The organism is Nocardioides sp., from assembly GCF_050246775.1.
Taxonomy (GTDB): domain Bacteria; phylum Actinomycetota; class Actinomycetes; order Propionibacteriales; family Nocardioidaceae; genus Nocardioides.
Genome location: NZ_JBFWVK010000002.1, coordinates 394492 through 420302, shown reverse-complemented (window position 1 = coordinate 420302; position 25811 = coordinate 394492). Strand labels below are relative to the sequence as shown.

Below are 25811 nucleotides of genomic sequence, written 5' to 3'. Positions count from 1 at the left end.
ACTCAGAAGTGTCTATCTACCTCAACAAGGATTCCAAGGTCATCGTCCAGGGCATCACCGGCGGCGAGGGCACCAAGCACACGGCCCTGATGCTGAAGGCCGGCACCCAGGTCGTCGGAGGTGTCAACGCGCGCAAGGCCGGGACGACGGTTACCCACGGTGACGTCACCCTGCCCGTCTACGGCTCGGTCAAGGAGGCGATGGCCGAGACCGGCGCGGACGTCTCCGTGGCATTCGTGCCCCCCGCCTTCACCAAGGACGCCTGCATCGAGGCGATCGATGCCGGCATCGGCCTGCTGGTGGTCATCACCGAGGGAGTGCCCGTCCAGGACACCGCCGAGGTGTGGGCCTACCTCGACGGCAAGTCGACCCGGATGATCGGCCCCAACTGCCCGGGCATCATCACTCCGGGCGAGGCGCTCGCCGGCATCACACCGGCATCCATTGCGGGCAAGGGCCCGGTCGGCCTGGTGTCGAAGTCGGGCACGCTGACCTACCAGATGATGTTCGAGCTGCGTGACTTCGGCTTCTCGACCGCCATCGGCATCGGCGGGGACCCGATCGTGGGAACCACTCACATCGACGCGCTGGCGGCGTTCGAGGCCGACCCCGAGACAGAGGCGATCGTGATGATCGGTGAGATCGGTGGCGATGCCGAGGAGCGGGCCGCGGCCTACATCAAGGATCACGTCACCAAGCCCGTCGTCGGCTACGTGGCCGGCTTCACCGCGCCCGAGGGCAAGACGATGGGTCACGCCGGCGCGATCGTCTCCGGCTCGTCCGGCACGGCGCAGGCCAAGAAGGAAGCGCTCGAAGCGGTGGGCGTGAAGGTCGGCAAGACACCGTCCGAGACCGCCCAGCTGATGCGGGAGATCCTTCAAGCCCGCTGACCCACCGCCGACCTGTCGCAGATGTACACGGCATCACGTACATCTGCGACAGGTCGATGCGATTTCGGCGTACATCTGCGACAGGTCGGGTGGGCGGGGCCGACTCGGCTATGAGGGCGGGGGCATGTAGGCCAGGCGCTGTGAGGCGCGCTGCGCCAGGGCCATGAAGGTGTCCTTGTCGAAGGTGGCCCCCGGCGCGGTCACGAACCCGATCTGGGCCACGGAGCGTCCACGTCGCACGATCGCCATCAGGAAGTCGATGGTGTCGGAGTCGTTGACCTCGGTCTCCACTCGCCAGGCGGCGATCTCGCCGGCCTTGTCGGTGCTGTCGAACAGCGGGGTGACCGTGCTGGCCAGGTCGGTGTCCTCGCAACGTCCGAGGCGTTTGCGGACCGCATCGACGAAGCGACCGGCGGCCTTGGGGGTGGGCAGGGTCCCCACCGTCTGGGTGATCCCGAACCGCTCCGGCACGTCGCCGTTGACGATGAGGAAGCTGCGCGTCATCCCGTTGCTCACCGGCGCGCGGCTGAAGTCGCTGGTGTCGCAGGCGATGGCGGCCAGGTTCTGCAGCGCCTTGCGGGGCCGGGTCGCGGTCCACGTGGCGATCACCGAACCCGCCTGCGGGAGGTCGACCGCAGCCAGCATGCCTGGCCCGGGCGTGATGGCGAACGGAGCCACCTCGGCCGGTCGCGGGGGCGCCGCACAGCTGCCCGATCCCGGCGTACCGCAGACCCGGTTGACGGCTGCCGCGGTCAGCGAGGCCATCGGTTCGAGGTCGGGCAGGTCCCGCTTGGCGCCCTTCCACACGGTCCGGCGCACGGTCGTCGTGGTGACCTGGCCGGTCCTGGCCACGGCAACGGTGAGGGTCCCGGGCTTCCCGCCCCACGTGCGCAGGAGGAACATCGATGCCTCGTCGCCGACCCCCTCGAGGTCGTAGGTCTCCAACAGCTGGGTGCTGGGCGCGAGGCAGCCGGCGTACCAGCCGACGGTCGTGTCGTAGGCCATCCGGGCGCGCTTGGGGTTGCGGGACAGCTCGCTCGCCTGGAGGGCAGTCACCGTGTTGGCCCCAGCCGGGGTGGTCGAGGTGAAGGTGCGGACCAGGGTCTGGGTGCCCTTGGGGTCGGCGAACCGCGATCCCTGACACGCGGCGTAGATGCCGTCACCGTCGGTGTTGGGCGTCGTACGCGTCTCCGACCAGGTACGGCGCGGACTCAGACGGGTGACCTGGTCGGAGGAGAGCAGCTCGCTCTCCTCCAGACGTGGGCTCTCGGGCTGCGGAGCGGTGACGGCAGCCGGCGAGCCGGTGGCCTCCTCGTCTGCGAGGTTGGGGGAGACGCCCTGATGATCGGTCACGAACAGGCCGGTCCCGACGAGCGTGGCGAGGACCACACCCACCCCGATCGCGGTGAAGACGCGGCGCCGGGCCGCGCCGGCGCGGCGAATGATGGAGGGACGCGGGAAGGTGACGTCCTGCACCGCGGACGACAACCCGGTCAGGTCGGCCAACGCCCGGGTGGAGGCCGCGTCGCGAGCCACGGCGTACTGGCTGGTGGCTGCCTGCAACACGCGTTCGGCGGCCTCCTGGGTCAGACCGACCTCGCGGGCCAGCGTCGGGATCGGGGTGGCGCTCAGGTGGTTGAGGACCAGGACCCGGCGCTGCTGCTGGGTGAGCTTGGCCAACGCATCGAGGGTCGCGCGGGACTCGCTGTCCAGGTGCTTGTCGCGATGCCAGATGCGCGCCGAGTGCCGGCGCTGGGCGTCGGCGAGGGCGTGCGGGCGCACCCAGGCCTCGGGATCGGGTTGCCGCTCCACCTTGTTCCAGTGGTGCCACGCAGCCACGTAGGCGTCGCGAATAGCGCGGCGGGCTGCGGGCAGGTCGCCGGTGAGGGCGAAGGTCTGGAGCAGCAGCCGCTCACGGGTCGCCTTGTAGAAGGCGTCGAATTCGTCGGAGTGGCGCATGGCCCATCCACCGTACGGGACGGTCCGGGTGCCCGGAAAACGAGCGCACCGGCGTGGCCTGCGCGGACCCGACCCCGGATCGGGTGACACTGGTCGGGTCATGACGTCTCTGCTCACCGGTCCCCGCCCATCGTCCTCCACAGCCGCTGTCCACCCGACTCCTCGGCGTCCGCTGGTGTTCAGCGCGACCCTGGGTGGCCTGGTTGCGGCACTCGCGCCGCTCACCGTGATGTTGGCCATCGGGGTGATCGGGTGGTTCGTCAGCGATGCCGGCGCCCACGGCACCCCGAGCGACGGGCTCAGGATCGGTGCCCTCGGGTGGTTGATGGCCCACGGTTCGGGTGTCGAGGTGGGCGGCGTGAGCGTGAGCGCCGTACCTCTCGGAGTGACCTTGATGTGCGCCTGGGTGATCGGTCGGCTCGGCCTACGTGCAGGGGAGTCGGTGTCGGGCCACGGTCCCGATGCTCATGCCATCGCCGACGGGGACCGCGACTGGACGGTCCCGGTCACCGCATCGCTGTTCGCGGCCGCCTACGTGGTCGTGGCGGTCGTCACCACCGTGCTCGCCGCCACTCCCGAGACAGCCCCGTCCACAGGACGCGTGGTGCTCTGGGCACTCGCCCTCTCCCTGTTCGTGGCGACCCCGGCCATCGCCGTCGGCTCGGGACGGGCCGCGATCTGGTCGGCCGCCGTTCCGGTCTCGGTGCGCGCTGCGGTGACGACCGCGACCCGCACGCTCCTCGGTTTCCTGGGCGTGAGCGCCCTCGTGTTGGCAGTCACGCTGGCGCTGGACTTCGGTGCCGCGGCCAACGTCCTGTCGCGGCTGCACGCCGACGGCGGTGACTCCGCGCTCTTCACGCTGGTCACGCTCGCGGTGCTGCCCAACGCCGTGATCTTCTCCGGCTCCTACCTGCTGGGTCCCGGCTTCGCCCTCGGCACGGGCACCCTGGTCTCCCCGACGGTGGTGGCGCTAGGTCCGGTCCCGGCCTTCCCGTTGCTCGCGGCGCTTCCCGACAACGGCCCGGCTGCTGCCTGGGTGGTGGCGCTGATGGGCCTGCCGTTCGTCGTCGCAGCGTTCGCCGCGGCGCGCACGCACCGGCGGTTCCCGACGTTGCGTTGGGAGGAGGGCGCGGTTCGCGGCGTCGCGGGCGGGGTGCTGGCCGGGATCGCATTCACCGTCCTGGCCCAGCTCGCGGGAGGATCGGTCGGGCCGGGCCGCATGCAGGACGTCAGCCCGAACGTGGCCGACGTCCTGATCCATGCCATCACCGCTTTCGGCCTCGGTGGACTCGTCGGTGGACTGTTCATGACGTGGCGTGAGCGCCGCTCGTCAGCTGCGGCGGACGGCCTCGACAGCGGGGCCTGACCTGTCGCTAAACTCCGCGACGTGGCCACCCCTTCGAACGCGCGTCTGGTCGTGCTCGTCTCGGGATCGGGCACCAATCTCCAGGCCCTGCTCGACGCCTGCGGCGATCCGGAGTACGGCGCCCGCGTGGTCGCGGTCGGGGCCGACCGTGACGGCATCGAGGCACTGGCCCGGGCCGATCGGGCTGGTCTGCCCACCTTCGTGCGCAAGCTCAGCCAGTTCTCCTCCCGCGAGCAGTGGGACCGTGCCCTGGCCGACTCGGTGGCCGCCTTCGACCCCGACCTCGTGGTGCTGGCCGGCTTCATGAAGCTCGTCGGTCCGGATTTCCTGGCGCGACTGGAGGGCCGGGTCGTCAACACCCATCCGGCCCTGAGTCCTTCATTCCCGGGGACCACCGGTCCGGCCGACGCCCTGGCCTACGGTGTGAAGGTGACCGGGGCGACCCTGTTCGTGGTCGACTCCGGTGTGGACACCGGCCCCGTCGTCGCCCAGTGCGTGGTCACGGTGGAGGATGACGACGACGTCGACACGTTGCACGAACGGATCAAGGTCGCCGAGCGCCGGATGCTCGTCGATGCGGTGGGCCGGATGGCCCGCGAAGGATTCACGATCACCGACAGGAAGGTGCGGTTCGGCTGATGTCCGACCGGATTCCGCTCAAGCGAGCACTCATCTCCGTCTACGACAAGACCGGACTCGACGAGTTGGTCCGTGGTCTCCACGACGCCGGCGTCGCGCTGGTGTCCACCGGCGGCTCGGCCGCCAGGATCGAGTCCCTCGGACTGCCGGTGACCAAGGTCGAGGACCTCACGGGCTTCCCGGAGTGCCTCGACGGTCGGGTCAAGACCCTGCACCCCCGTGTCCACGCCGGCATCCTGGCCGACCTGCGCCTGGACTCGCATGCGCGGCAGTTGGCCGACCTCGAGGTCGAGCCCTTCCAGCTGGTCGTCTCCAACCTCTATCCCTTCACGCAGACCGTGGCCTCGGGAGCGAGCCCGGACGAGTGCGTCGAGCAGATCGACATCGGCGGGCCCTCGATGGTCCGCGCTGCCGCCAAGAACCACCCGTCGGTGGCGATCGTGACCTCGCCCGGACGGTACGCCGACATCCTTCAGGCTCTCGACGATGGTGGCTTCACGCTGGCACAGCGTCAACTGCTGGCGGCTGAGGCGTTCGTCCACACGGCGTCGTACGACGTCGCAGTGGCCTCCTGGATGGGCAACGTCCTCACCGACACCTCAGGGGGGACCGGGTTCCCGGCTTGGATGGGCGGCACCTGGGAGAAGTCGGCGGTGCTGCGCTACGGAGAGAACCCCCACCAGAGCGCGGCGCTCTACGCCAACGACTTCGCCCCCGGTCTGGCCCAGGCCACCCAGCTGCACGGCAAGGAGATGTCCTACAACAACTACGTGGACGCCGATGCCGCCCGGCGTGCCGCCTACGACTTCACCGACCCGGCCGTCGCCATCATCAAGCACGCGAACCCGTGCGGCGTGGCCGTGGGCGCCGACGTAGCCGAGGCACACCGCAAGGCCCATGAGTGCGACCCGGTCTCGGCCTTCGGCGGCGTGATCGCGACCAACGTCCCCGTCTCGGTGGAGATGGCCCGTCAGGTCGCCGACGTCTTCACCGAGGTGGTCGTCGCGCCGGGGTACGACGAGGGCGCCGTGGAGATCCTCGCGGCGAAGAAGAACATCCGGTTGCTCCGGTGCGAGCCTCTGCGACGGGCCGGTGTGGAGCTGCGCCCGATCTCCGGAGGCCTGCTGGTGCAGCAGCGTGACCTCGTCGATGCCGAGGGTGACGACCCCGCGACCTGGGTGCTGGCCACGGGCGAGGCCGCCGACGAGGCCACGCTCGCCGATCTCGCCTTCGCCTGGACCGCCTGTCGCTCGGCCAAGTCCAACGCCATCCTGCTGGCCCGCGACGGTGCCTCGGTGGGGGTGGGCATGGGCCAGGTCAACCGCGTCGACTCGTGTCGGCTCGCGGTGTCGCGCGCCGGCGAACGGGCAGCGGGGTCGGTCGCGGCCTCCGATGCGTTCTTCCCGTTCGAGGACGGCCCGCAGATCCTGATCGACGCAGGGGTCAAGGCCATCGTGCAGCCGGGCGGCTCCATGCGTGACGAGCTCACGATCGCGGCGGCCGAGGCTGCCGGGGTGACGATGTATTTCACCGGAACCAGGCACTTCGCCCACTGACCCGCCAACGTCATGACAACTGGTCGCTCAAGCGACCGATTGGTATGACCCCACAGATGACAGGATGATCCCGTGACCGCACAGAAACTCGACGGCAGCGCCACGGCGGCGGCCATCAAGGACGAACTGAAGGCCCGCATCGCGGTGCTGCGCGACGAGGGCATCGTCCCTGGTCTCGGGACCGTGCTGGTCGGCGACGATCCGGGGTCGCGGTGGTACGTCAACGGCAAGCACAAGGACTGCGCGGAGGTCGGCATCGAGTCGATCCGCGTCGACCTGCCGGAGGTGGCCACCCAGGAGGAGATCGAGGCCGCGGTCGTCGGTCTCAACCAGGACCCGGCCTGCACCGGCTACATCGTCCAGCTGCCCCTGCCGCGCGGTCGCGACGAGAACCGGGTGCTCGGACTGATCGATCCGGCCAAGGACGCCGACGGGCTGCACCCGACCAATCTGGGCTGGTTGGTGCTCGGTCACCCGGCACCGCTGCCGTGCACGCCCTACGGGATCGTCGAGCTGCTACGTCGCCACGACGTGCCGATCGCCGGTGCCGAGGTCGTGGTGGTGGGTCGTGGGATCACGGTGGGTCGGCCGCTCGGACTGCTGCTGACCCGTCGCTCCGAGAATGCCACCGTGACCCTCTGTCACACCGGCACCGTCGACCTCGCTGCACATGTCCGCAAGGCGGATATCGTCGTCGCGGCCGCCGGCGTCCCCGGCATCATCACCGCCGACATGGTCAAGCCCGGTGCGGCTGTGCTCGATGTCGGTGTTTCGCGGGTCGAGGGCAAGATCGCCGGAGACGTGGCCGACGACGTCTGGGACGTCGCGGGGTGGGTCTCCCCGAACCCGGGAGGCGTCGGGCCGATGACCCGCGCCATGTTGCTGTCCAACATCGTCAGCATCGCCGAGAAGGCCGCACAGCGAGACCGGGCCTGACCTGTGGCCGAGGCGCCGGAGCCCGCCGACCCCGTGGAGGGACCCCCACCGGGACCACACCTCTCGGAGTTCGCTCATCCCGAGGTCGAGGTGGTGCAGCAGCCACGCACCGTCGGCCGGCGCTACCCCTCCACCGTGGGCGGGGTGGTCTACCTGCTGGTGCTGGGCTCCGCGGGTGCCGGCCTGGTCCTCACCTCCACCGGTCGCTGGCGAGTCGGGATGCTCTGGCTGGGCAGCGCACTGCTCGGCGCTGCAGTCGCCCGCCTGCTGCTCCCTGAGCGCCAAGCAGGCATGCTCCACATTCGCCGCCGACTGGTCGACGTCGTACTCCTGGTGCTGCTCGGAGCCGGCGTGCTGATCGCGGCCGCCAGCCTCCCCGGACCCTGATCGGATCCGGGGAGCCGGTGGGCTCTCAGATCAGGCCGAGCTCGGTGACCGCCGAGCGCTCGTCGGCCAGTTCCGCGGTCGAGGCGTCGATCCGGGCGCGGGAGAAGTCGTCGATCTCCAGGCCCTGGACGATCTCCCAGTCGCCACCTGACGTGGTGACGGGGAACGAGGAGATCAGCCCTTCGGGGACACCGTAGGAACCGTCGGAGACGACCGCCATGGACACCCAGTCGTCAGCGGCCGAACCGAGCAACCAGTCGTGGGCGGCATCGATCGTGGCCGAGGCTGCGGATGCTGCCGAGGACGAGCCGCGCGCCTCGATGATGGCGGCGCCGCGCTTGGCGACCGTCGGGATGAAGTCGTTCTCCACCCAGGCCTGGTCGTTGACCAGGGCCGCGGCGTTCTGGCCGTTGACCTCGGCGTGGAAGATGTCGGGGTACTGCGTGGCCGAGTGGTTGCCCCAGATCGTCATCTTCTTGATGTCCGACACCGACGCTCCGGTCTTCGCCGCCAGCTGCGAGATGGCCCGGTTGTGGTCCAGGCGGGTCAGGGCCGAGAACCGGGACTGCGGGATGTCGGGGGCGTTGGTCATCGCGATCAGGGCATTGGTGTTAGCCGGGTTGCCGGTCACGCCGATGCGAACGTCGTCGGCCGCCACCGCGTTGAGGGCCTTGCCCTGCGCGGTGAAGATCGCGCCGTTGGCCGACAGTAGGTCGCCGCGCTCCATGCCCGGGCCGCGCGGACGCGCGCCGACCAGGAGGGCGAGGTTCACGCCGTCGAAGATCGCCTCAGCGTCGTCGCCGATCTCGACTCCTGCCAGGGTGGGGAAGGCGCAGTCGTCGAGCTCCATGACGACGCCCTCGAGGGTCTTGAGCGCCGGCGTGATCTCCAGCAGGCGCAGCTCGATCGGTCGGTCGGCCCCCAGCAGGCCACCGCTCGCAAGGCGGAACAAGAGGCTGTAGCCGATCTGACCGGCGGCACCGGTGACGGCCACCTTGAGGGGAGTTGCGCTCACGTCGAATCTCCTGGATGAGGGTGGGTGGTCCGATCCGACGCTAGCAGCGTCCGGCATGATGAGGGCATGCGCCCCAAGGCCGTGCGATCGGCGCTCGCACTGGCTCTCCTCGTCGCGCTTGGCACCGGCTGCGGCTCGCAACCGCCGCAGAGCCCGCCGAGCGGGGTCGATGAGCTGGTCATTCCGACGCCCAGCCCCCGGGCAGCCGACTTCTCCGGGTCTGTGACCAACCCGTTCCTGCCGCTGGCTCCGGGCAGCACCTGGGTCTACGGCGTCACGGGCAGCGACGATGTGCAGCGCATGACCGTCTCCGTGCTCGAGGCACCCCGAGAGGTCGCCGGGGTGTCGACGACCGTCGTTCACCAGGTGCGGACGGGACAAGGCGGCAGGGTCGTCGAGGAGAGCTACGACTGGTACGCCCAGGACCGCGACGGCAACGTCTGGAAGTTCGGCACCGAGGGCACCTGGGAGGCCGGCGTCGACGGTGCGCAGGCGGGCCTGATGATGCCCGCCACCCCGAGGGTCGGCGACGGCTTCGTCCAAGGGATGCTGGCCGGCGTCGCCGAGGGCCGAGCCACGGTCGCGAAGGTGGATGCCGAGGCCGTCGTGCCCGGGGGCGAGTTCACCGACGTCGTCCAGATCGAGGTGTCCTTGCCTGCCGAGCCGGGCACGAGCCGGCGGACGTCGTACGCCGCGGGGGTGGGTCCGGTCCTGGCGGTGTCCTCCGGGGGGTCACGCGAGATCGTTCAGTTGCGCTCGTTCACTGCTGGTTGAGCCCTCAGACACAGGTCGGGCGGACCGCCGTTGCGATCCGCCCGACCTGTGCTGGTGACCTTGGGTCAGGCCCTCTCGTCCGGGTCGACCGGGTCGACCGAAGGAGTCGGCGGTGCCTCTGCCGCGGGAGCGTCCCACGTGGACTCCGGCTCGCCGCCGGCCCACTGCTGGGGTGCGGCGGCCGCAGCGGTCGGGATGTAGAGGTTGCGGTCGCGGTCGTAGCCGAAGATCGCCGGATAACCGAAGCCGGCCAGTGCCGCGCCCGCCAGGGGCGCGAGGATGAACAGCCACTGCTGCTGCAGCGCGTCCCACCCGGCGAACAGGGCCGGGCCGATCGAGCGGGCCGGGTTGACCGAGGTGCCGGTGAAGCCGATCAGCGCGAAGTGCATCAGTGCCAGGGCCAGGCCGATCGCGATGGGGGCGGGGATCCCGCTGCCCTCGCGGCGGTTGTCGGTGACCGCCAGGATGATGAAGACGAACGTGGCGGTGCCGATCATCTCGATCAGGAAACCGCCCAGCCAGTCCATGCTGACTCCGGTGTCCCACTGGGTGGAGACGTTGGCCATGGGATGGGCGACCCCGAGCACGTCGCTGAGGTCGTAGAGCTTGGTCAGGATGAAGAGCACCAGGCCCGCGCCGACGCCGGAGACGACCTGGACCGCCGAGTAGATGCCGGCGTCCTTCCAGTCCATCCGACCCGAGACCGCGGCGCCGACCGAGACGGCGGGGTTGAAGTGCCCGCCGGAGATGTGGCCGACGGCGTAGGCCATGGTGAGCACGGTGAGACCGAAAGCAAGGGCGGTGGCAACGTAGTCGCCGCCGGAGGCCAGGGCGGTCCCGCAGCCGAAGAACACGAGCACGAAGGTGCCCAGCGCCTCGGCGGACAGCTTCTGTCCAAGGGTGGGAGTTGCGACGTCTGTCATTCCGAATTACCCCTTCAGAGGATGTGGGTGGCCGCCTGTGGAGGCCTTGGCAGGACTCTAGACCTGACTCGGGTCGGGGCGTCGGATGCGCACCGATAGGCTCAGCCCGTGACGGAATCCAAGATCATCTACACCCATACCGACGAGGCGCCGCTCCTGGCGACGTACTCCCTCCTCCCGATCATCTCCGCCTTCGCCTCCACGGCGGGCGTCGACGTCGAGACCCGCGACATCTCGCTGGCCGGCCGGATCATCGCCAGCTTCCCCGAGCGACTCAGACCCGAGCAACAGCTCTCGGACGCGCTCGCCGAGCTCGGCGCCCTGGCCAAGACGCCGGCAGCCAACATCATCAAGCTGCCCAACGTCAGCGCCTCGATCCCGCAGCTCAAGGCCGCGGTGACCGAGTTGCAGGGTCATGGCTACGACCTGCCCGACTACCCCGACCACCCCGCCACCGACGAGGAGCGGGAGGCTCGGGCGCGCTACGACAAGGTCAAGGGCAGTGCCGTCAACCCGGTCCTGCGCGAGGGCAACTCCGACCGCCGCGCCCCGGCGTCGGTGAAGCAGTACGCCCGCAACCATCCGCACTCCATGGGTGCCTGGAGCCCTGACTCGAAGACCAACGTCGCCACGATGACCGCCGACGACTTCCGTCACAACGAGAAGTCGGTGGTGATCGAGGCCGACACCTCGCTGCGCATCCAGCACGTAGCCGAGGACGGCACCACCACGGTGCTCAAGGAGTCGGTGCCGGTCCTGGCCGGCGAAGTGGTCGATGCCACCGTGCTGCACGTGGCAGCGCTGGGGGAGTTCCTGACCGCCCAGATCGCCCGGGCCAAGGCTGAGGGCGTGCTGTTCTCGGTGCACCTCAAGGCCACCATGATGAAGGTCTCTGACCCGATCATCTTCGGTCACGTCGTCAAGGCGTTCTTCCCCGCGGTCTTCGAGGAGTACGGCGACCAGCTCACCGCGGCCGGCCTCAGCGCCAACGACGGTCTCGGTGCGCTGCTCAACGCCGTCGACGCACTGCCGGACGGTCCGGCGATCAAGGCGGCCGTGCAGCAGGGCATCGCCGACGGCCCGGCGCTGGCCATGGTCGACTCCGACAAGGGCATCACCAACCTCCACGTGCCCAGCGACGTGATCGTCGACGCCTCCATGCCGGCCATGATCCGCACCAGTGGTCACATGTGGGGCCCCGACGGCGCCGAGGCCGACACGCTCGCGGTCATCCCGGACTCCTCGTACTCGCGCATCTACCAGGTCGTCCTCGACGACTGCCGCGCCCACGGCGCCTATGACCCGGCGACGATGGGTTCGGTGCCCAACGTGGGGCTGATGGCCCAGGCTGCCGAGGAGTACGGCTCCCACGACAAGACCTTCGAGGTGGCCGCGGCCGGCACCGTTCAGGTGGTCGACGGCTCAGGGACGGTGCTGCTCGAGCAGTCCGTCGAGGCGGGAGACATCTGGCGGGCCTGCCAGACCAAGGACATCCCCGTGCGGGACTGGGTCAAGCTGGCCGTGACCCGGGCCCGCGCCACGGGGGTGCCGACGATCTTCTGGCTCGACGAGTCGCGCGCTCATGACGCCAACCTGATCGCGAAGGTCAACGCCTATCTCCCCGACCCGGACGTGGTGGGAGACGCCTCCGGCCTGGACATCCGGATCATGACCCCCGAGGACGCCATCCAGTTCTCGCTGGACCGGATCCGGCGCGGCGAGGACACCATCTCGGTGACCGGCAACGTCCTGCGCGACTACCTCACCGACCTGTTCCCGATCCTCGAGCTCGGCACCAGCGCCAAGATGCTCTCGGTGGTGCCGCTCATCAACGGCGGTGGGCTGTTCGAGACGGGCGCGGGAGGATCTGCCCCGAAGCACGTGCAGCAGTTGGTGAAGGAGAACTACCTGCGCTGGGACAGCCTCGGGGAGTTCCTGGCCCTGGCGGTCAGCTTCGAGCACCTCGCCACCACCACGGGCAACGCCCGGGCCCAGATCCTGGCCGACACGCTCGACCGGGCCACCGCCACGTTCCTCAACGAGAACAGGTCGCCCAGTCGCCGCGTCGGTGGCATCGACAACCGGGGCAGTCACTTCTACCTGGCGCTCTACTGGGCCCAGGAGCTCGCCCGGCAGACCGAGGACGCCGACCTCGCCGCGGCCTTCACCGCCGTTGCTGATGCTCTCACCTCACAGGAGGACGTCATCGTCGGCGAGCTCCTCGCGGTGCAGGGCGCGCCCGCCGACATCGGCGGCTACTACCGCCCGGACTCCGAGAAGGTCTCCGCGGTGATGCGTCCTTCGGCCACGTTCAACCGGATCCTTGCCGAACTGGCCTGAGCCTCGGTCGGTTCATCAAGGTATGCAGACGAACCTCCGCTGTCCGTGGCGAATGAACCACGGACAGCGGAGGTACGTCGTGGGAAGCGCTCAACCGTGGGCCCTCGTGAGCGCGGTCACGGGGTAGTTGTCGTTTTCAAGGAATGGCCCGGACGGGCCTACCGTTGTCCCCATCGTGACCTCGCCATCCCTCGCCTCCCAGACAAGCCAGGGCTCCGCCCCGTCGGAGTCCGGCGCGCAGGGCGGCAAGCACCCGCACTTCGCGCTGGCGGTGCTCTCCCTGGCCATGGGCGGCTTCGCGATCGGGACCACCGAGTTCGTCACGATGGGTCTGCTGCCCGAGATCGCCACCGGTGTCGGCGTCACGATCCCGGCTGCCGGTCACGTGATCTCGGCGTACGCCGTGGGGGTGGTCGTGGGGGTGCCGATCATCGCGATCCTCGGTGCCCGGCTGCCGCGGCGAGCGCTGCTCGTCGCCCTCATGGTGGCCTTCGCGCTCGGGAACGCTGCGAGTGCTGCGGCGCAGTCCTACGGTGTGCTGACCCTGGCGCGATTCTTCGCCGGGCTGCCCCACGGCGCCTACTTCGGCGTCGCCTCCCTCGTGGCTGCGGGCCTGGCCGCGCCGGGACGGAAGGGTCGCGCGATCGCGATGATGATGCTGGGGCTCTCGGTCGCCAACGTCGTCGGAGTCCCTGCTGCCACGTGGCTGGGGCAGAACCTCGGCTGGCGAACGGCCTATGTGGCCGTCACCGGGCTCGGCCTGCTGACGGTCGCCTTGGTGCTCCTGTTCGTGCCGTCGTTCCCAGGTGACCGTGAAGCCACCGGTCGACGTGAACTGGCTGCGTTCCGTCGCCCCCAGGTGCTGCTGACCCTGCTTGCCGGGGCCGTGGGCTTCGGTGGCATGTTCGCCGTCTACTCCTACATCGCCCCGACCGTCACCGAACTGGGCGGCCTGCCGAACTCGGCCGTCCCGGTCTTCCTGCTCTCCTTCGGACTGGGCATGGTCGCCGGGACCTGGGTGGCGGGGGAGCTGGCTGACTGGTCGGTCTTCAAGTCCCTGCTCGGCTCGTCGGTCGGTGTCGCGGTGATCCTGGTCGTCTTCGCCCTCGTGGCCCCTTATGGCTGGTGGGCCCTGCCGGTGGTCTTCCTGATCTCGGTGATCTCGTCGGTGCTGGTCGTCAACCTGCAGCTGCGCCTGATGACGGTCGCGGCGGACGCCCAGACGATCGGGGCGTCGATGAACCACGCCTCGCTCAACATCGCCAATGCGCTGGGTGCGTGGCTGGGGGGTCTGGTGATCGCTGCCGGCTACGGCTACAGCGCGCCGGCTCTCGTGGGTGCGGTCCTCGCCGTGCTGGGCCTGGTGATCCTGCTGGCCTCGGCCGCGCTGCACCGCCAGCAACACCCTGTCGTCAGCTGAGGACGGACCTCACCGCTCGAGCCACGCCTCGTCGTCGGCCCGTACGTCGTAACACGCAGCATCGACCCAACCGCTGCGGATCTGGATGCCTGTAGGCTCGACGCCCCACTGCGACATGCCACATCGCTCCAGCACCTGTCGGCTGGCGGTGTTCTCGACGGCCGCCATGGCCCGCACCCGGCGGAGCCCGAGGTCGTCGAAGGCATGCTGCAGCACGAGCCTGCAGGCCTCGCTGGCGACTCCACGGCCGCGGGCCTCGGGGTGCGTCCAGTAGCCGACCTCCGCCTCCTGGCCGGTGACGAAGTCGAAGAGGTTCACCGCGCCGAGCAGCTGGTCGGACCCGGGGTCGGCGACCGCCCAGGTAGCGGCACGCCCCGTGGCTGCGTTGGCGTTGCACTCCTCCAGCCAGCCGATGGCTTCGGTGCTCGAGTACGGCGACGGCATCCGGCCCAACCAGGTCGAGGTGTCCGGATCGGCGCACGCCTCCACGATCCGGGGCACGTCGGTGTCGCGCAGTGGTCTGAGGGTGACGGTCTCGCCCGTCAGCACCGGCGTCTGCCGCCAGGGGTGTCGCGGCTCACGAGAGTCTCCTCGTAGCAGCGTGCCGGTCCAGGCGTCGGTGAGGACCCCGCGGTGGGGCAGCCAGGAACGCACCATGCCGTCGAAGCTGAACCCCAGCCGCCAGGCGACCTTCCGGGAGGCCCAGTTGCCGCGGTTGGCCCACCAGATGACCGTCTGGAGGTCGCGATCGGCGAAGCCCCAGTCGAGCAGGAGCCGCAGTGCCGAGGTCATGTGGCCGGTGCCTCTGACCCAGGGATGTGAGCCGAAGGCGATCTCGGCCCGCGCGTCGTGCGCGTTGCGCAGCGACACCGTCCCGGCGTACCGACCCTCGACGTCGACCGCGAAGCCCCACTCCAGGTCCGTCGCCCAGCCGCCGGGCATGATGTCGCGGATGAACCGTTTGGCATCCTCGGTGCCGTAGTTCAGCGGCACTGTCGTCCAGCGTTGGCTGAGCGGATCGTTGCTCTGCTCGACGACTCCGGTGACGTCCGCCTCGAGATGCCGGCGCAAGGTCACGGTGCCGTCGGTGAGGGTGGGGACGTCGTCCACGCTGGGAGCCATGCGCGAACCCTGCCTGAAGCCCGTCGGGCCGGGCAACCCGATTTGCCGACCTGTGAACCGGCCGTCGGGACCATCGCTCGCGTTTGACACAATCACGCCATGTCCACGACCACCGTGCCCGAGGTCGCTGCTGCCCTGGCTTCCTCCGCCTCCTCCCGACCGCGGGTGTTGTCGGGGATCCAGCCGACCGCCGACTCCTTCCACTTCGGCAACTACCTCGGCGCCCTTCGGCAGTGGGTGGACCTGCAGAACGATCACCAGCCGTTCTTCTTCATCGCCGACCTGCATGCGATCACGGTGGAGCAGAACCCGAAGGTGCTGCGGGAGCGCTGCCTGCGAGCAGCCGCCCAGCTGCTGGCCATGGGCATCGATCCACAGCGGTCGGCGATCTTCATCCAGAGCCAGATCCCGGCACACGCACAGCTCGGCTGGGTGCTGCAGTGCCTGACCGGCTTCGGTGAGGCCCGCCGGATGACCCAGTTCAAGGACAAGTCGGCCAAGGGCGGCGAGGGGGCGGCCAGCGTGGGGCTGTTCACCTACCCGGTGCTGCAGGCTGCCGACATCCTGCTCTACCGGCCGCACTTCGTGCCGGTGGGGGAGGACCAGCGCCAGCACCTGGAGCTCACCCGGGACCTTGCCCAGCGGTTCAACCACCGCTACAAGAAGACGTTCCGCCTGCCCGAGCCCTACATCCTCAAGGCGACCGCCAAGATCCTCGACCTACAGGACCCGACGGCCAAGATGTCCAAGTCGGCCTCCTCACCGCAGGGCATCGTGGAGATGCTCGACGCCCCTGCGGTCAGTGCGAAGAAGATCCGGGGCGCGGTGACCGACTCGGAGTCGGAGATCCGGTTCGACCCGGAGAACAAGCCCGGGATCAGCAACCTGTTGACCATCTACTCCTCGCTCAGCTCGCGATCGATCGCGTCGCTGGAGGAGCAGTACGACGGGCGCGGCTATGGCGACCTCAAGAAGGACCTGGCCGAGGTCGTCGTCGACTTCGTGACCCCGTTCCGGGATCGGACGCTGGAGCTCCTGGCGGACCAGACCTACGTGAGCGACGTACTCAAGAAGGGTGCTGAGACTGCGAGCCAGGTGGCCACCGCCACGTTGCGCGACGTCTACCAGCAGGTCGGGTTCGTCGCCCCGGCGCAGTAGGGTCGTATCCGTGCCCACCATCGGTGTTGCCGTCGCCATCCCTGAGCCCTGGGCCCAGGACCTCCAGGACTATCGCACGTCCGTGGGCGACCACACCGCACAGATGATCCCGACCCACATCACGCTCGTGCCCCCGTTCGAGGTGGCTGAGGGCGACCTGCCGGACATCGAGAAGCACCTCGATGCGGTCGCCGCGTCCTTCGAGTCGTTCGGCATCCATCTGCGTGGCACCGGGACCTTCCGCCCCGTCTCGCCCGTGGTGTTCGTGAGCCTGGTGGAGGGCATCTCCCAGTCCGAGCAGCTCGCGGACGCCGTACGCCGGGGCCCGCTGACCCTCGAGCTGCCCTTCCCGTTCCACCCGCACGTCACCATCGCCCATCACCTCGACGACGCCACGCTGGACCGGGCCTTCACGGAGCTCGCGGGCTTCGAGTGCCGGTTCGAGGCGGAGGACTTCCATCTCTACGTCCACGACGACACTGTCGGTTGGCGCCCGTCCCGCTCGTTCGAGCTGGTGCCGCGCGCCGATCGCGAGGAGTGAACCCACCCTGTGGCACTGAAGCAGCAGATCTCGGACCGCATCACCTCCATCCGGGCCAGGCGCCCCTTCATCGACCATCTCGTGCGCATGGTCGAGCACTACGGCACGGTCAAGGGCAACATGCAGGCCGGCGCGGTGACGTACTTCGCCTTCCTGTCGTTCTTCCCGATCCTGGCATTGGCCTTCGCCGCCGTCGGCTACGTCGTGCGCATCTATCCCGATGCCCAGGAGGACCTGGTCACCGCGATCAACCAGGTGCTCCCGGGGTTCGTCGGCAACGACGACGGTCAGGTGTCCCTGTCGGCGATCGAGGACGCGGCGGGCGCGGCGATCGGCTTCGGCCTGATCGGTCTGCTGGTCGCCGGCCTCGGGTGGCTGTCCTCGATGCGCGATGCGCTCCTGGTGGTCTTCGAGAAGCCGCAGGAGGAGCAGCCCAACTTCGTGTTCGGCAAGCTGCGGGATCTCGTCGCGATGATCACGCTGGGGGTCGTGCTGCTGCTGAGCGTGGCGGTCTCCGGGGTGGTGACGTCGTTCTCCAGCGACATCCTCGATGCTCTGGACCTGGCCACGGGACTGGGCTGGCTGCTGAGCACCATCTCGATCCTCATCGGCCTGCTGGCCAACATGGTGCTGTTCTTCACGTTCTTCAAGCTGCTGGGCGCCCCGGACGCGCCGTCGCGGTCGTTGTGGAGTGGGGCGCTGCTGGGCGCCATCGGTTTCGAGGTGCTCAAGCAGGCCTCCACGTTCCTGCTGGCCGCGACCTCGAAGTCGCCTGCGTTCCAGGCCTTCGGGATCGCGCTGATCCTGCTGGTCTGGATCAACTACTTCTCGCGCCTGGTGATGTACGCCGCCGCGTTCGCCCACACCTCCCTCGAGGCCCGGGCCGTCCGGGAGGCGGCTGAGGCCGCCGAGGCGAAACGGGTGGCCGCCACCAGGGTGGACCTGCGCAAGGACCCGGCCCCGGTCGTCGCGTCCTCGGGGGCGCCGGTCGCCGCATTCGCCGCCGGAGGCATCACGGCGCTGGGGCTCATCGCCGTACTCAGAAGGAGGAGGGACTCATGAAGTTCGAACGCAGACACGCCTGGCTGCTGATCGGAGTGGCGCTGTGGAACTTCTTCATCTGGGCGACCTTCGCCAAGAACCTTGCGGCCGCCCACTCAGCCGGTGAGGACCGGGCCACCGGCTACTGGGTCGCGCACTGCGTGCTCATCGTGGTGAACGTCGTCCTGGGTGTCGTCCTGGGTCGCCTGGGCCTCAAGGCGCTGCGCGCCGCCCGCTGACAGGTCAGTGGCCGTGCTTGATGGCGGTGCGCAGGTCCCTGTTGAGCTGCGAGATCACGTCGAGCGGGATCTCCTTGGGGCAGGCGCTCGCGCACTCGCCGATGTTGGTGCAGCCGCCGAAGCCCTCATGGTCGTGCTGGGCCAGCATCGAGACGACTCGGCTGTCCCGCTCGGCCTGACCCTGGGGCAGTTCGCCGAGGTGGGTGATCTTGGCTCCGAGGAACAGCGACGCCGAGCCGTTGGGGCAGGCGGCGACACAGGCACCACAGCCGATGCAGGTGGCCACGTCGAAGGCTCGGTCGGCGTGGTCCTTCGGGACCGGCGTGGCGTGCGCGTCCGGTGCGGCACCGGTGTTGACGGAGATGAACCCGCCCGAGGCGATGATCCGGTCGAAGGCGCGGCGATCGACCACCAGATCCTTGAGGACCGGGAAGGGGTCGGCACGCCACGGCTCGATGGTGATGGTGTCGCCGTCGTTGAACGAGCGCATGTGCAGCTGGCACGTGGTGGTCACGTCCGGGCCATGGGCCTGGCCGTTGATCATCAGGCCGCACATGCCGCAGATGCCTTCGCGGCAGTCGGAGTCGAAGGCGATCGGCTCCTCCCCGGCGGCGTTCAACTGCTCGTTGAGCACGTCGAGCATCTCGAGGAACGACATGTCCTCGGACACGTCCTCGAGCTCGTAGGTGTGCATCGCTCCGGCAGTGGCCGCATCGGGCTGGCGCCAGATCTTGAGGGTCATTCTCACTTGTAGCTCCGCTGCTTCATCTCGACGAACTCATAGGTCAGTTCTTCCTTGTGCAGGACAGGCTTCTCGTCCTCGCCGCCCCACTCCCAGGCCGCCACGTAGGCGTAGAGGTCGTCGTGGCGCAGGGCCTCGCCCTCCTCGGTCTGGGACTCGCCGCGGAAGTGGCCGCCGCAGGACTCGCGACGGTTGAGCGCATCGATGCACATCAGCTCACCGAGCTCGAGGAAGTCGGCCACCCGACCGGCCTTCTCCAACGACTGGTTGAGGCTGTCGGGGCTCCCGAGCACCTTCACGTTGCGCCAGAAGTCGTCGCGCAGGGTGCGGATCAGGTCGATGGCCTTGCGCAACCCGTCCTCGGTGCGCTCCATGCCGCAGTACTCCCACATGATGTTGCCGAGCTCGCGGTGGTAGGAGTCGACGCTGCGGGTGCCGTTCGTGGTCATGAAGTGGTCGATCCGCGCCTTCACCGCCTGCTGTGCCTCGAGTACGGCGGGGTGGTCGGTGGGGATCTTGTCGAACGGTCCCTCGGCCAGGTAGTCACGGATCGTGTTGGGGAGCACGAAGTAGCCGTCGGCCAGCCCCTGCATCAATGCCGAGGCACCGAGTCGGTTGGCGCCGTGGTCGGAGAAGTTGGCCTCCCCGGTCACGAACAGGCCGGGGATCGTCGACTGGAGGTCGTAGTCGACCCACAGCCCGCCCATGACGTAGTGCACGGCCGGGTAGATCCGCATGGGCACCGTGTAGGGGTCCTCACCGGTGATCCGGGCGTACATGTCGAAGAGGTTGCCGTACTTCTCCTCGATCGCGGCCTTGCCCAGCCGCTCGGTGGCCTCCGCGAAGTCCAGGTAGACGCCGCGGCGTACCCCTTCGACCTCGGGCCCGACACCGCGACCCTCGTCGCACATGTTCTTGGCCTGGCGCGATGCGATGTCGCGGGGCACCAGGTTGCCGAACGCGGGGTAGATCCGCTCCAGGTAGTAGTCGCGGTCCTCCTCAGGGATGTCCTGAGGGTTCTTGGTGCAGTCGGCGGCGTCCTTCGGCACCCAGATGCGGCCGTCGTTGCGCAGCGACTCGCTCATCAAGGTGAGCTTGGACTGGTGGTGGCCGGTGACCGGGATGCAGGTCGGGTGGATCTGGGTGTAGCACGGGTTGGCCATGTAGGCACCCTTGCGGTGCGCCCGCCAGGTCGCGGTGACGTTGCAGCCCATCGCGTTGGTGGACAGGAAGAAGACGTTGCCGTAGCCGCCACTGGCCAGCACCACGACGTCGGCGAAGTACGTCTCGATCTCGCCGGTGACCATGTCGCGCACGATGATGCCGCGAGCCCGGTCGTCCACGACGATCAGCTCGACCATCTCGTGGCGGGTGTAGGTCTTCACCGTGCCGGCAGCGACCTGGCGCTCGAGGGCCTGGTAGGCGCCGATCAGGAGCTGCTGGCCGGTCTGGCCGCGGGCGTAGAACGTCCGCGACACCTGGACGCCGCCGAAGGAGCGGTTGTCGAGCAGTCCGCCGTACTCCCGGGCGAAAGGCACGCCCTGGGCCACGCACTGGTCGATGATGTTGCGGCTGACCTGGGCCAGTCGGTAGACGTTGGACTCGCGCGAACGGTAGTCGCCGCCCTTGATCGTGTCGTAGAAGAGCCGGTAGACCGAGTCGCCGTCGCCCTTGTAGTTCTTGGCGGCGTTGATGCCGCCCTGCGCGGCGATCGAGTGGGCGCGCCGCGGTGAGTCCTGGTAGCAGAACGACTTGACCACGTAGCCGGCCTCGCCCAGCGTGGCGGCCGCGGAGGCGCCGGCCAGGCCGGTGCCCACGACGATCACCGAGAGTCGGCGGCGGTTGGCCGGGTTGGCGATGCGGGCCTCGAACTGGCGGGTGTCCCACCGTTCGTCGATCGGGCCGCCGGGAGCCTTGGTGTCCGCGAGGGGGGAGCCGGGGGTGTAGTAGCCGGCCGCGTCGTCGAAGAAACCGCCGGCAGGCGCCTCGGCCGATGCCGGAGCGGACGTGGTGGTGTCGGGCATGTCGGTCATGGTCAGAGCCCTTACTTGGTGATGACGCCGGCGAGGACGAAGATCGGGACCAGCGAGAAGCCGCCGGCGATGATGACGGCGACCACGAAGCCGGTCTGCTTGGCCACCGTGCGCGAGCGGGCCGAGTTGGTGTAGCCGAGGGTCTGGGCGGCGCTCCAGATGCCGTGATGCAGGTGCGCGCCGAGCATGGCCATCGCGACAAGGTAGATCAGGGTCAGCCACCACACGTCGAAGCTGTCGACCAGCAGGTTGTAGGGGTCGTTGGTCGGCCCGCCCTGGACGTTGACCTTGCCCACGGTGAAGTTGAGCAGGTGCCAGACGATGAACAGCAGCAGGGTCAGGCCGCCCCAGCGCATCAGGTGGCTGGCGTTGGTCGAACCCGAGCGACGCTTGACCTGGTACTTGATCGTGCGAGCGCGCTTCGCGCGGCGCCACAGCGTGACTGCGGCGTAGACGTGGACGATCAAGGAGCCCAGCAGCACCACCCGCAGGATCCACAGGACACCCTCGTGGGGGAGCATCGGCTCGCCGATCTCCCGCAGGTGCTCGGCGTAGGTGTTGTAGGCGTCGTGACCGCTGAAGGCCTTGAGGTTGCCGTACATGTGGAGCAGCACGAAGACGATGAAGACGATGCCGCTGCCGGCCATCAGGATCTTCAGCGCGATGGTCGAGCGCGACGCGCGCGCTCCTTTGACAAGAGTCGGGGTTGCCACGCTGCCCAACTTACCGGCACCTGAACCTGACGTCTGCCACGGGGAGTGTGACAAATGCCCGGTTACCGAACGGTCATGCCACCCGAATGCGTCTCGCGCCGCGAATGAGCGGACGGTAGTGCAGCCCGATCAGCTCGTCGACCGCTGCCGTCCAGTCCCGGACGGTCGCTGCCCTGCGGGCCTCGCGACCCATGAGGGCCCGCCGCCAGGGGTCCTGGGTCAGCTGGGCGACGGCGTCACGCAGACCGAAGTACGTCGACGGGTCGTAGAGGAGCCCACCGGCGCCCTGGGTGACCACGTCCAGCGTGCCGCCGGTCGCAGGCGCGATCACCGGGACTCCGCTCGCGGTGGCCTCACGCAGGGTGTGGCAGCTGGTCTCGACCGTCCCGGGGTGCACGAGCACGTCGAGGCTCGCCATCGCGACGGCCAGCTCGCTGCGGCTCGGCGCTCCGAGGAACCGGGCTCCGGGCACGTGCACCCGCAGCCATGACTTCTGCGGTCCGTCCCCGATGATCACCAGCCGCACTCCCGGCACCTCGGCGACCTCAGGCAGGCGGCGTACGTCGTTGCCGCGACGCAGGTTGCCGACATAGCCGACCACCACCTTGTCCGTCGCGTCCGAACGGCTGCGCGACCAGGCGGCGTGAAGCGCCTCGTCGCGCAACTGCGGTCCGAAGCCGTTGACGTCGACACCCGGGGTCCAGACGGGTGCCTCGAGCCCGAGCTCCTCGAGCCTGCCGGCCATCCAGCCGCAGGTGACCAGGATCCGATCGGAGCGGTCCGCCACCTTGTGCCGCCAGTAGTCGGCCGCCTCGGCGATGACCGACTGCTGGACGGTCAGGGTGGGAACGGCGAGGTGACGGGCGTGCTTGAGCGCCTTGCGTCCCAGGGTCCCGGGAGTGGTGACGTGCACGAGGTCGGGCGCGAAGTCCGTGAGCGCGTCACGGACCTCCCGCCCGGGTGTGCGGAGGCCTGCCAGGCTCGTGGACACCCGAACGACGCGGCAGCCGCGGTAGGTCGCGAGGCCGGGGGCCGGGGCCACGATCAACACGTCGTGCCCGGTGTCGACCAGCCGGTCGGCGACATTCCTGACGGTCGTGGTCGCGCCGTCCACCGCAGGGTAGAAGGACTCGGTGACCAGTGCGATCCGCATGGCTCAAGCGTGCTCGGTCCGGGCCAACCGCGAGCAGCAACCGGATGGACACGGAGTGAACATCATCGGTGTGGGCCCTTTCACATCCGGCCACTTCAGCACATAGTGGGGTCCAACCGCCGGCCGATGGCCGGGCACCAACGAGGTGGAGGTGACGATGGCGTCAACCGACGCAGGGGTGACCGGGCCCACCAGGGCTCGCATCGAGGCAAGGACACTGCGCCCGGATCGATGGTGGATCGCCCCGCTGACGACGTTCATCGTGTTCTCGGCCTTCGTGGTCTACGCGACGTGGCGGGCGTTCTCCGGACATCACTACTACTCGGCGCCCTACCTCTCCCCGTTCTACTCGCCGTGCCTGACCGACTCGTGCGTGGCGGGGTCCTCCGACTTCGGCCAGCCGTTCACCTGGTGGCAGCTGTCCCCGGCGTTGATCATCCTGATCTTCCCGCTCGGCTTCCGGATGACCTGCTACTACTACCGCAAGGCCTACTACCGGGCCTTCTGGCTCTCGCCGCCGGCCTGCGCCGTCGCCGAGCCGCACGCGGCGTACTCGGGGGAGAGCCGGCTGCCGCTGATCCTGCAGAACATCCACCGCTACTTCTGGTACGCCGCTCTCGTGGTCGCCGTGGTCCTGAGCTACGACGTCATCCTGGCCTTCCGTGACGCCGACGAGCAGTGGGGGCACATGGGGCTGGGCACGGTGTTCATGCTGGTTAACGTCGTGCTGATCTGGCTCTACACGCTGTCGTGCCACTCGTGTCGCCATGCGGTGGGCGGGCGACTGCGGCACTTCTCGAAGCATCCGGTGCGCTACCAGCTCTGGACCTGGGTCTCGAAGCTCAACGTCCACCACGCGAAGTTCGCGTGGTACTCGCTCTTCTCCGTCGCCCTGGTGGACCTCTACATCTACCTGCTGGCCAATGGCACGATCACCGACCCGAGGTTCTTCTGACATGGTCTCGACAGGCTCGACCAACGATGACGGCCGCTCGACCAACGACGGCTCGGCCAACAGCGGCCGCCACCCGATGACGGGCAACGAGATGTCCGGTGCTGCCACGGGGGGCATGGAGCGACACTCCTACGACGTGGTGGTGATCGGTGCCGGCGGCGCCGGCCTGCGCGCCGCGATCGCTGCCCACGACGCAGGTGCGCGGACCGCCATCGTCTGCAAGTCACTGCTCGGCAAGGCGCACACCGTGATGGCCGAGGGTGGGATCGCGGCCTCCATGGGCAACGTCTACCCCGACGACAACTGGCAGGTGCACTTCCGCGACACGATGCGCGGCGGCAAGATGCTGAACAACTGGCGCATGGCGCAGCTGCACGCCCAGGAGGCCCCCGAACGGGTCATGGAGCTGGAGGACTGGGGGGCGCTCTTCGACCGCACCGAGGACGGCCTCATCTCCCAGCGAGACTTCGGCGGCCACAAGTACGCCCGGCTCGCCCACGTCGGTGACCGGACCGGCCTGGAGATGATCCGCACGCTGCAGCAGCGGGCGGTGGCGCTCGGCATCGACGTGTTCATGGAGTGCACCGTCACCGACCTGATGAAGGACGGCGAGGTGATCTCCGGTGCCTTCGGCTACTGGCGCGAGACCGGTCGCTTCGTGCTCTTCGAGGCACCGTCGGTGATCCTGGCGACCGGAGGCATCGGCAAGTCGTTCAAGGTCACCTCCAACTCGTGGGAGTACACGGGCGACGGGCACGCGCTCGCCCTGCGGGCCGGGGCGAGCCTGATCAACATGGAGTTCGTGCAGTTCCACCCCACGGGCATGGTCTGGCCGCCGTCGGTGAAGGGTCTGCTGGTCACCGAGTCGGTTCGTGGGGACGGAGGGATCCTCACGAACTCCGAGGGCAAGCGGTTCATGTTCGACTACATCCCGGAGTTCTTCAAGGCCGAGACGGCCGACACCATCGAGGAGGCGGACCGGTGGTACGACGACAAGAAGAACAACCGTCGGCCCCCTGAGCTGTTGCCCCGCGACGAGGTGGCGCGCGCGATCAACTCCGAGATCAAGGCGGGTCGTGGATCACCGCACGGAGGCGTCTTCCTCGACATCGCCTCGCGTCGCACCCCGGAGTTCATCCGGCGGCGCCTGCCCTCGATGTACCACCAGTTCAAGGAGCTGGCCGATGTCGACATCACTGCCGAACCGATGGAGATCGGACCGACCTGTCACTACGTCATGGGCGGGGTGGAGGTGGACGCCGACACCGAGCTGAGCGGCGTCACCGGGCTGTACGCCGTGGGGGAGTGCTCCGGTGGCATGCACGGCTCCAACCGGCTCGGTGGCAACTCGCTGTCCGACCTGCTCGTGTTCGGACGCCGGGCCGGCGAGTCCGCCGCGGCCTACGCCTCCGGCCTGGGCGCCTCGCGTCCCGCCGTCCACGAGGCCGACGTGAAAGCGGCCGAGCGCAGCGCATTGCTGCCCTTCGAGGTGGAGGGCGGGGAGAACCCCTACACGATCCAGCACGACCTGCAGGAGACCATGCAGGACCTGGTCGGGATCATCCGCACCGCCGGCGAGCTGAGCCAGTCGCTCGAGGAGGTGGAGGCGTTCAAGGCGCGGGCCGGACACCTGACCGTGGAGGGCCACCGGCAGTACAACCCCGGCTGGCACCTGGCCCTCGACCTGCGCAGCATGCTGCTGGTCTCGGAGTGCATCGCGAAGGCGGCCCTGGAGCGGCAGGAGTCGCGCGGAGGCCACACCCGTGACGACTTCCCGGGCCCGGATCCCGAGTGGGGCAGCAGGAACCTGGTGCTCCGCCTCAACGAGCTCGGCACCGGGGTCGACCTGGCACACCAGCCACTGCCGGTGATGCCCGATGAGTTGAAGGCGTTCTTCTGATGAGGAGTG

The 25811-nt window shown here is 69.0% G+C and carries 23 protein-coding genes; 15 read left to right on the top strand and 8 right to left on the bottom strand.

Annotation, left to right across the window (positions count from 1 at the left end; all coding sequences use genetic code 11):
• Positions 1 to 8: 8 nt before the first annotated feature.
• Positions 9 to 890 (top strand): succinate--CoA ligase subunit alpha, encoded by an 882-nt coding sequence (sucD, locus tag AB7I40_RS11855; protein ID WP_428347675.1) that lies wholly within the window; start codon positions 9 to 11, stop codon positions 888 to 890.
• Positions 891 to 998: 108 nt separating this feature from the next.
• Here sucD and AB7I40_RS11850 read toward each other — a convergent pair whose 3' ends face one another.
• Positions 999 to 2849 (bottom strand): hypothetical protein, encoded by a 1851-nt coding sequence (locus AB7I40_RS11850; protein ID WP_428345898.1) that lies wholly within the window; start codon positions 2847 to 2849, stop codon positions 999 to 1001.
• Positions 2850 to 2949: 100 nt separating this feature from the next.
• Here AB7I40_RS11850 and AB7I40_RS11845 point away from each other — a divergent pair, with 100 nt between their 5' ends.
• The 5 genes from AB7I40_RS11845 to AB7I40_RS11825 all read left to right on the top strand — a co-directional run bounded on the left by AB7I40_RS11845 (position 2950) and on the right by AB7I40_RS11825 (position 7733).
• Complete coding sequence (locus AB7I40_RS11845; RefSeq protein ID WP_428347959.1) at positions 2950 to 4215, top strand: cell division protein PerM; 1266 nt, start codon at positions 2950 to 2952, stop codon at positions 4213 to 4215.
• 21 nt (positions 4216 to 4236) lie between these two features.
• Positions 4237 to 4854 (top strand): phosphoribosylglycinamide formyltransferase, encoded by a 618-nt coding sequence (gene purN / locus AB7I40_RS11840; RefSeq protein WP_428345900.1) that lies wholly within the window; start codon positions 4237 to 4239, stop codon positions 4852 to 4854.
• A complete protein-coding gene (gene purH / locus AB7I40_RS11835; RefSeq protein WP_428345901.1) occupies positions 4854 to 6410 on the top strand; it encodes a bifunctional phosphoribosylaminoimidazolecarboxamide formyltransferase/IMP cyclohydrolase in 1557 nt (518 codons plus the stop codon). Before purN ends, purH begins: the two co-directional genes overlap by 1 nt.
• A 72-nt stretch (positions 6411 to 6482) precedes the next feature.
• Positions 6483 to 7346 (top strand): bifunctional methylenetetrahydrofolate dehydrogenase/methenyltetrahydrofolate cyclohydrolase, encoded by an 864-nt coding sequence (locus AB7I40_RS11830; RefSeq protein ID WP_428345902.1) that lies wholly within the window; start codon positions 6483 to 6485, stop codon positions 7344 to 7346.
• A 3-nt stretch (positions 7347 to 7349) separates the two neighbouring features.
• A complete protein-coding gene (locus tag AB7I40_RS11825) occupies positions 7350 to 7733 on the top strand; it encodes a DUF3017 domain-containing protein (protein ID WP_428345903.1) in 384 nt (127 codons plus the stop codon).
• Positions 7734 to 7758: 25 nt separating this feature from the next.
• On the opposite strand, the gene AB7I40_RS11820 is transcribed toward AB7I40_RS11825, so the two are convergent.
• Entirely contained in the window at positions 7759 to 8748 is a 990-nt protein-coding gene (locus AB7I40_RS11820; protein ID WP_428345904.1) for a malate dehydrogenase, read from the bottom strand.
• 66 nt (positions 8749 to 8814) lie between these two features.
• Here AB7I40_RS11820 and AB7I40_RS11815 point away from each other — a divergent pair, with 66 nt between their 5' ends.
• Complete coding sequence (locus AB7I40_RS11815; protein ID WP_428345905.1) at positions 8815 to 9522, top strand: hypothetical protein; 708 nt, start codon at positions 8815 to 8817, stop codon at positions 9520 to 9522.
• Between the two features lie 65 nt (positions 9523 to 9587).
• Here AB7I40_RS11815 and AB7I40_RS11810 read toward each other — a convergent pair whose 3' ends face one another.
• Positions 9588 to 10445, bottom strand: coding sequence for an MIP/aquaporin family protein (locus AB7I40_RS11810; protein WP_428345906.1), 858 nt, complete (start codon positions 10443 to 10445; stop codon positions 9588 to 9590).
• Positions 10446 to 10553: 108 nt separating this feature from the next.
• Between AB7I40_RS11810 and AB7I40_RS11805 the strand changes: the two genes are divergently transcribed.
• Both AB7I40_RS11805 and AB7I40_RS11800 read left to right on the top strand, forming a co-directional pair.
• Positions 10554 to 12785 carry an NADP-dependent isocitrate dehydrogenase gene (locus AB7I40_RS11805; RefSeq protein WP_428345907.1) on the top strand — a complete coding sequence of 744 codons (2232 nt, stop codon included), beginning with the start codon at positions 10554 to 10556 and terminating at the stop codon, positions 12783 to 12785.
• 175 nt (positions 12786 to 12960) lie between these two features.
• On the top strand, positions 12961 to 14205 hold the full coding sequence (locus AB7I40_RS11800; RefSeq protein WP_428345908.1) for an MFS transporter: 1245 nt from the start codon (positions 12961 to 12963) through the stop codon (positions 14203 to 14205).
• Between the two features lie 9 nt (positions 14206 to 14214).
• On the opposite strand, the gene AB7I40_RS11795 is transcribed toward AB7I40_RS11800, so the two are convergent.
• Positions 14215 to 15327: a GNAT family N-acetyltransferase gene (locus AB7I40_RS11795; protein WP_428345909.1), complete on the bottom strand. Its 1113-nt coding sequence runs from the start codon at positions 15325 to 15327 to the stop codon at positions 14215 to 14217.
• 99 nt (positions 15328 to 15426) lie between these two features.
• Between AB7I40_RS11795 and trpS the strand changes: the two genes are divergently transcribed.
• The 4 genes from trpS to AB7I40_RS11775 are packed head-to-tail and all read left to right on the top strand — an operon-like array spanning position 15427 to position 18306.
• On the top strand, positions 15427 to 16485 hold the full coding sequence (gene trpS / locus AB7I40_RS11790) for a tryptophan--tRNA ligase (protein WP_428345910.1): 1059 nt from the start codon (positions 15427 to 15429) through the stop codon (positions 16483 to 16485).
• Between the two features lie 10 nt (positions 16486 to 16495).
• A complete protein-coding gene (locus tag AB7I40_RS11785) occupies positions 16496 to 17026 on the top strand; it encodes a 2'-5' RNA ligase family protein (RefSeq protein WP_428345911.1) in 531 nt (176 codons plus the stop codon).
• Between the two features lie 9 nt (positions 17027 to 17035).
• Positions 17036 to 18088 (top strand): YihY/virulence factor BrkB family protein, encoded by a 1053-nt coding sequence (locus tag AB7I40_RS11780; protein WP_428345912.1) that lies wholly within the window; start codon positions 17036 to 17038, stop codon positions 18086 to 18088.
• Positions 18085 to 18306, top strand: coding sequence for an SCO4848 family membrane protein (locus tag AB7I40_RS11775; protein WP_428345913.1), 222 nt, complete (start codon positions 18085 to 18087; stop codon positions 18304 to 18306). Before AB7I40_RS11780 ends, AB7I40_RS11775 begins: the two co-directional genes overlap by 4 nt.
• Before the next feature lie 4 nt (positions 18307 to 18310).
• Here AB7I40_RS11775 and AB7I40_RS11770 read toward each other — a convergent pair whose 3' ends face one another.
• From AB7I40_RS11770 to AB7I40_RS11755, 4 genes are all read right to left on the bottom strand, one after another.
• Positions 18311 to 19054, bottom strand: coding sequence for a succinate dehydrogenase/fumarate reductase iron-sulfur subunit (locus AB7I40_RS11770; protein ID WP_428345914.1), 744 nt, complete (start codon positions 19052 to 19054; stop codon positions 18311 to 18313).
• Positions 19051 to 21072 carry a fumarate reductase/succinate dehydrogenase flavoprotein subunit gene (locus AB7I40_RS11765; RefSeq protein ID WP_428346068.1) on the bottom strand — a complete coding sequence of 674 codons (2022 nt, stop codon included), beginning with the start codon at positions 21070 to 21072 and terminating at the stop codon, positions 19051 to 19053. Before AB7I40_RS11765 ends, AB7I40_RS11770 begins: the two co-directional genes overlap by 4 nt.
• Positions 21073 to 21092: 20 nt before the next feature.
• Positions 21093 to 21794 (bottom strand): succinate dehydrogenase cytochrome b subunit, encoded by a 702-nt coding sequence (locus AB7I40_RS11760; RefSeq protein ID WP_428345915.1) that lies wholly within the window; start codon positions 21792 to 21794, stop codon positions 21093 to 21095.
• A gap of 73 nt (positions 21795 to 21867) precedes the next feature.
• Positions 21868 to 22947, bottom strand: coding sequence for a glycosyltransferase (locus tag AB7I40_RS11755; RefSeq protein WP_428345916.1), 1080 nt, complete (start codon positions 22945 to 22947; stop codon positions 21868 to 21870).
• A 157-nt stretch (positions 22948 to 23104) separates the two neighbouring features.
• Here AB7I40_RS11755 and AB7I40_RS11750 point away from each other — a divergent pair, with 157 nt between their 5' ends.
• Both AB7I40_RS11750 and AB7I40_RS11745 read left to right on the top strand, forming a co-directional pair.
• Positions 23105 to 23902: a hypothetical protein gene (locus AB7I40_RS11750; RefSeq protein ID WP_428345917.1), complete on the top strand. Its 798-nt coding sequence runs from the start codon at positions 23105 to 23107 to the stop codon at positions 23900 to 23902.
• A gap of 1 nt (position 23903) precedes the next feature.
• The gene (locus AB7I40_RS11745) at positions 23904 to 25802 is read left to right on the top strand and encodes a fumarate reductase/succinate dehydrogenase flavoprotein subunit (RefSeq protein WP_428345918.1); all 1899 of its coding nucleotides are present in this window, start codon (positions 23904 to 23906) and stop codon (positions 25800 to 25802) included.
• Positions 25803 to 25811: the final 9 nt, after the last annotated feature.

What these genes read in the sequence shown, in the direction of transcription:
- AB7I40_RS11795 (WP_428345909.1), bottom strand. Translation starts at nt 15,327, where the DNA reads ATGGCTCCCAGCGTGGACGACGTCCCCACCCTCACCGACGGCACCGTG.
- AB7I40_RS11745 (WP_428345918.1), top strand. Translation starts at nt 23,904, where the DNA reads ATGGTCTCGACAGGCTCGACCAACGATGACGGCCGCTCGACCAACGAC.
- trpS (WP_428345910.1), top strand. Translation starts at nt 15,427, where the DNA reads ATGTCCACGACCACCGTGCCCGAGGTCGCTGCTGCCCTGGCTTCCTCC.
- AB7I40_RS11775 (WP_428345913.1), top strand. Translation starts at nt 18,085, where the DNA reads ATGAAGTTCGAACGCAGACACGCCTGGCTGCTGATCGGAGTGGCGCTG.
- AB7I40_RS11750 (WP_428345917.1), top strand. Translation starts at nt 23,105, where the DNA reads ATGGCGTCAACCGACGCAGGGGTGACCGGGCCCACCAGGGCTCGCATC.
- AB7I40_RS11815 (WP_428345905.1), top strand. Translation starts at nt 8,815, where the DNA reads ATGCGCCCCAAGGCCGTGCGATCGGCGCTCGCACTGGCTCTCCTCGTC.
- AB7I40_RS11850 (WP_428345898.1), bottom strand. Translation starts at nt 2,849, where the DNA reads ATGCGCCACTCCGACGAATTCGACGCCTTCTACAAGGCGACCCGTGAG.
- AB7I40_RS11755 (WP_428345916.1), bottom strand. Translation starts at nt 22,947, where the DNA reads ATGCGGATCGCACTGGTCACCGAGTCCTTCTACCCTGCGGTGGACGGC.
- purH (WP_428345901.1), top strand. Translation starts at nt 4,854, where the DNA reads ATGTCCGACCGGATTCCGCTCAAGCGAGCACTCATCTCCGTCTACGAC.
- AB7I40_RS11765 (WP_428346068.1), bottom strand. Translation starts at nt 21,072, where the DNA reads ATGCCCGACACCACCACGTCCGCTCCGGCATCGGCCGAGGCGCCTGCC.
- AB7I40_RS11810 (WP_428345906.1), bottom strand. Translation starts at nt 10,445, where the DNA reads ATGACAGACGTCGCAACTCCCACCCTTGGACAGAAGCTGTCCGCCGAG.
- AB7I40_RS11845 (WP_428347959.1), top strand. Translation starts at nt 2,950, where the DNA reads ATGACGTCTCTGCTCACCGGTCCCCGCCCATCGTCCTCCACAGCCGCT.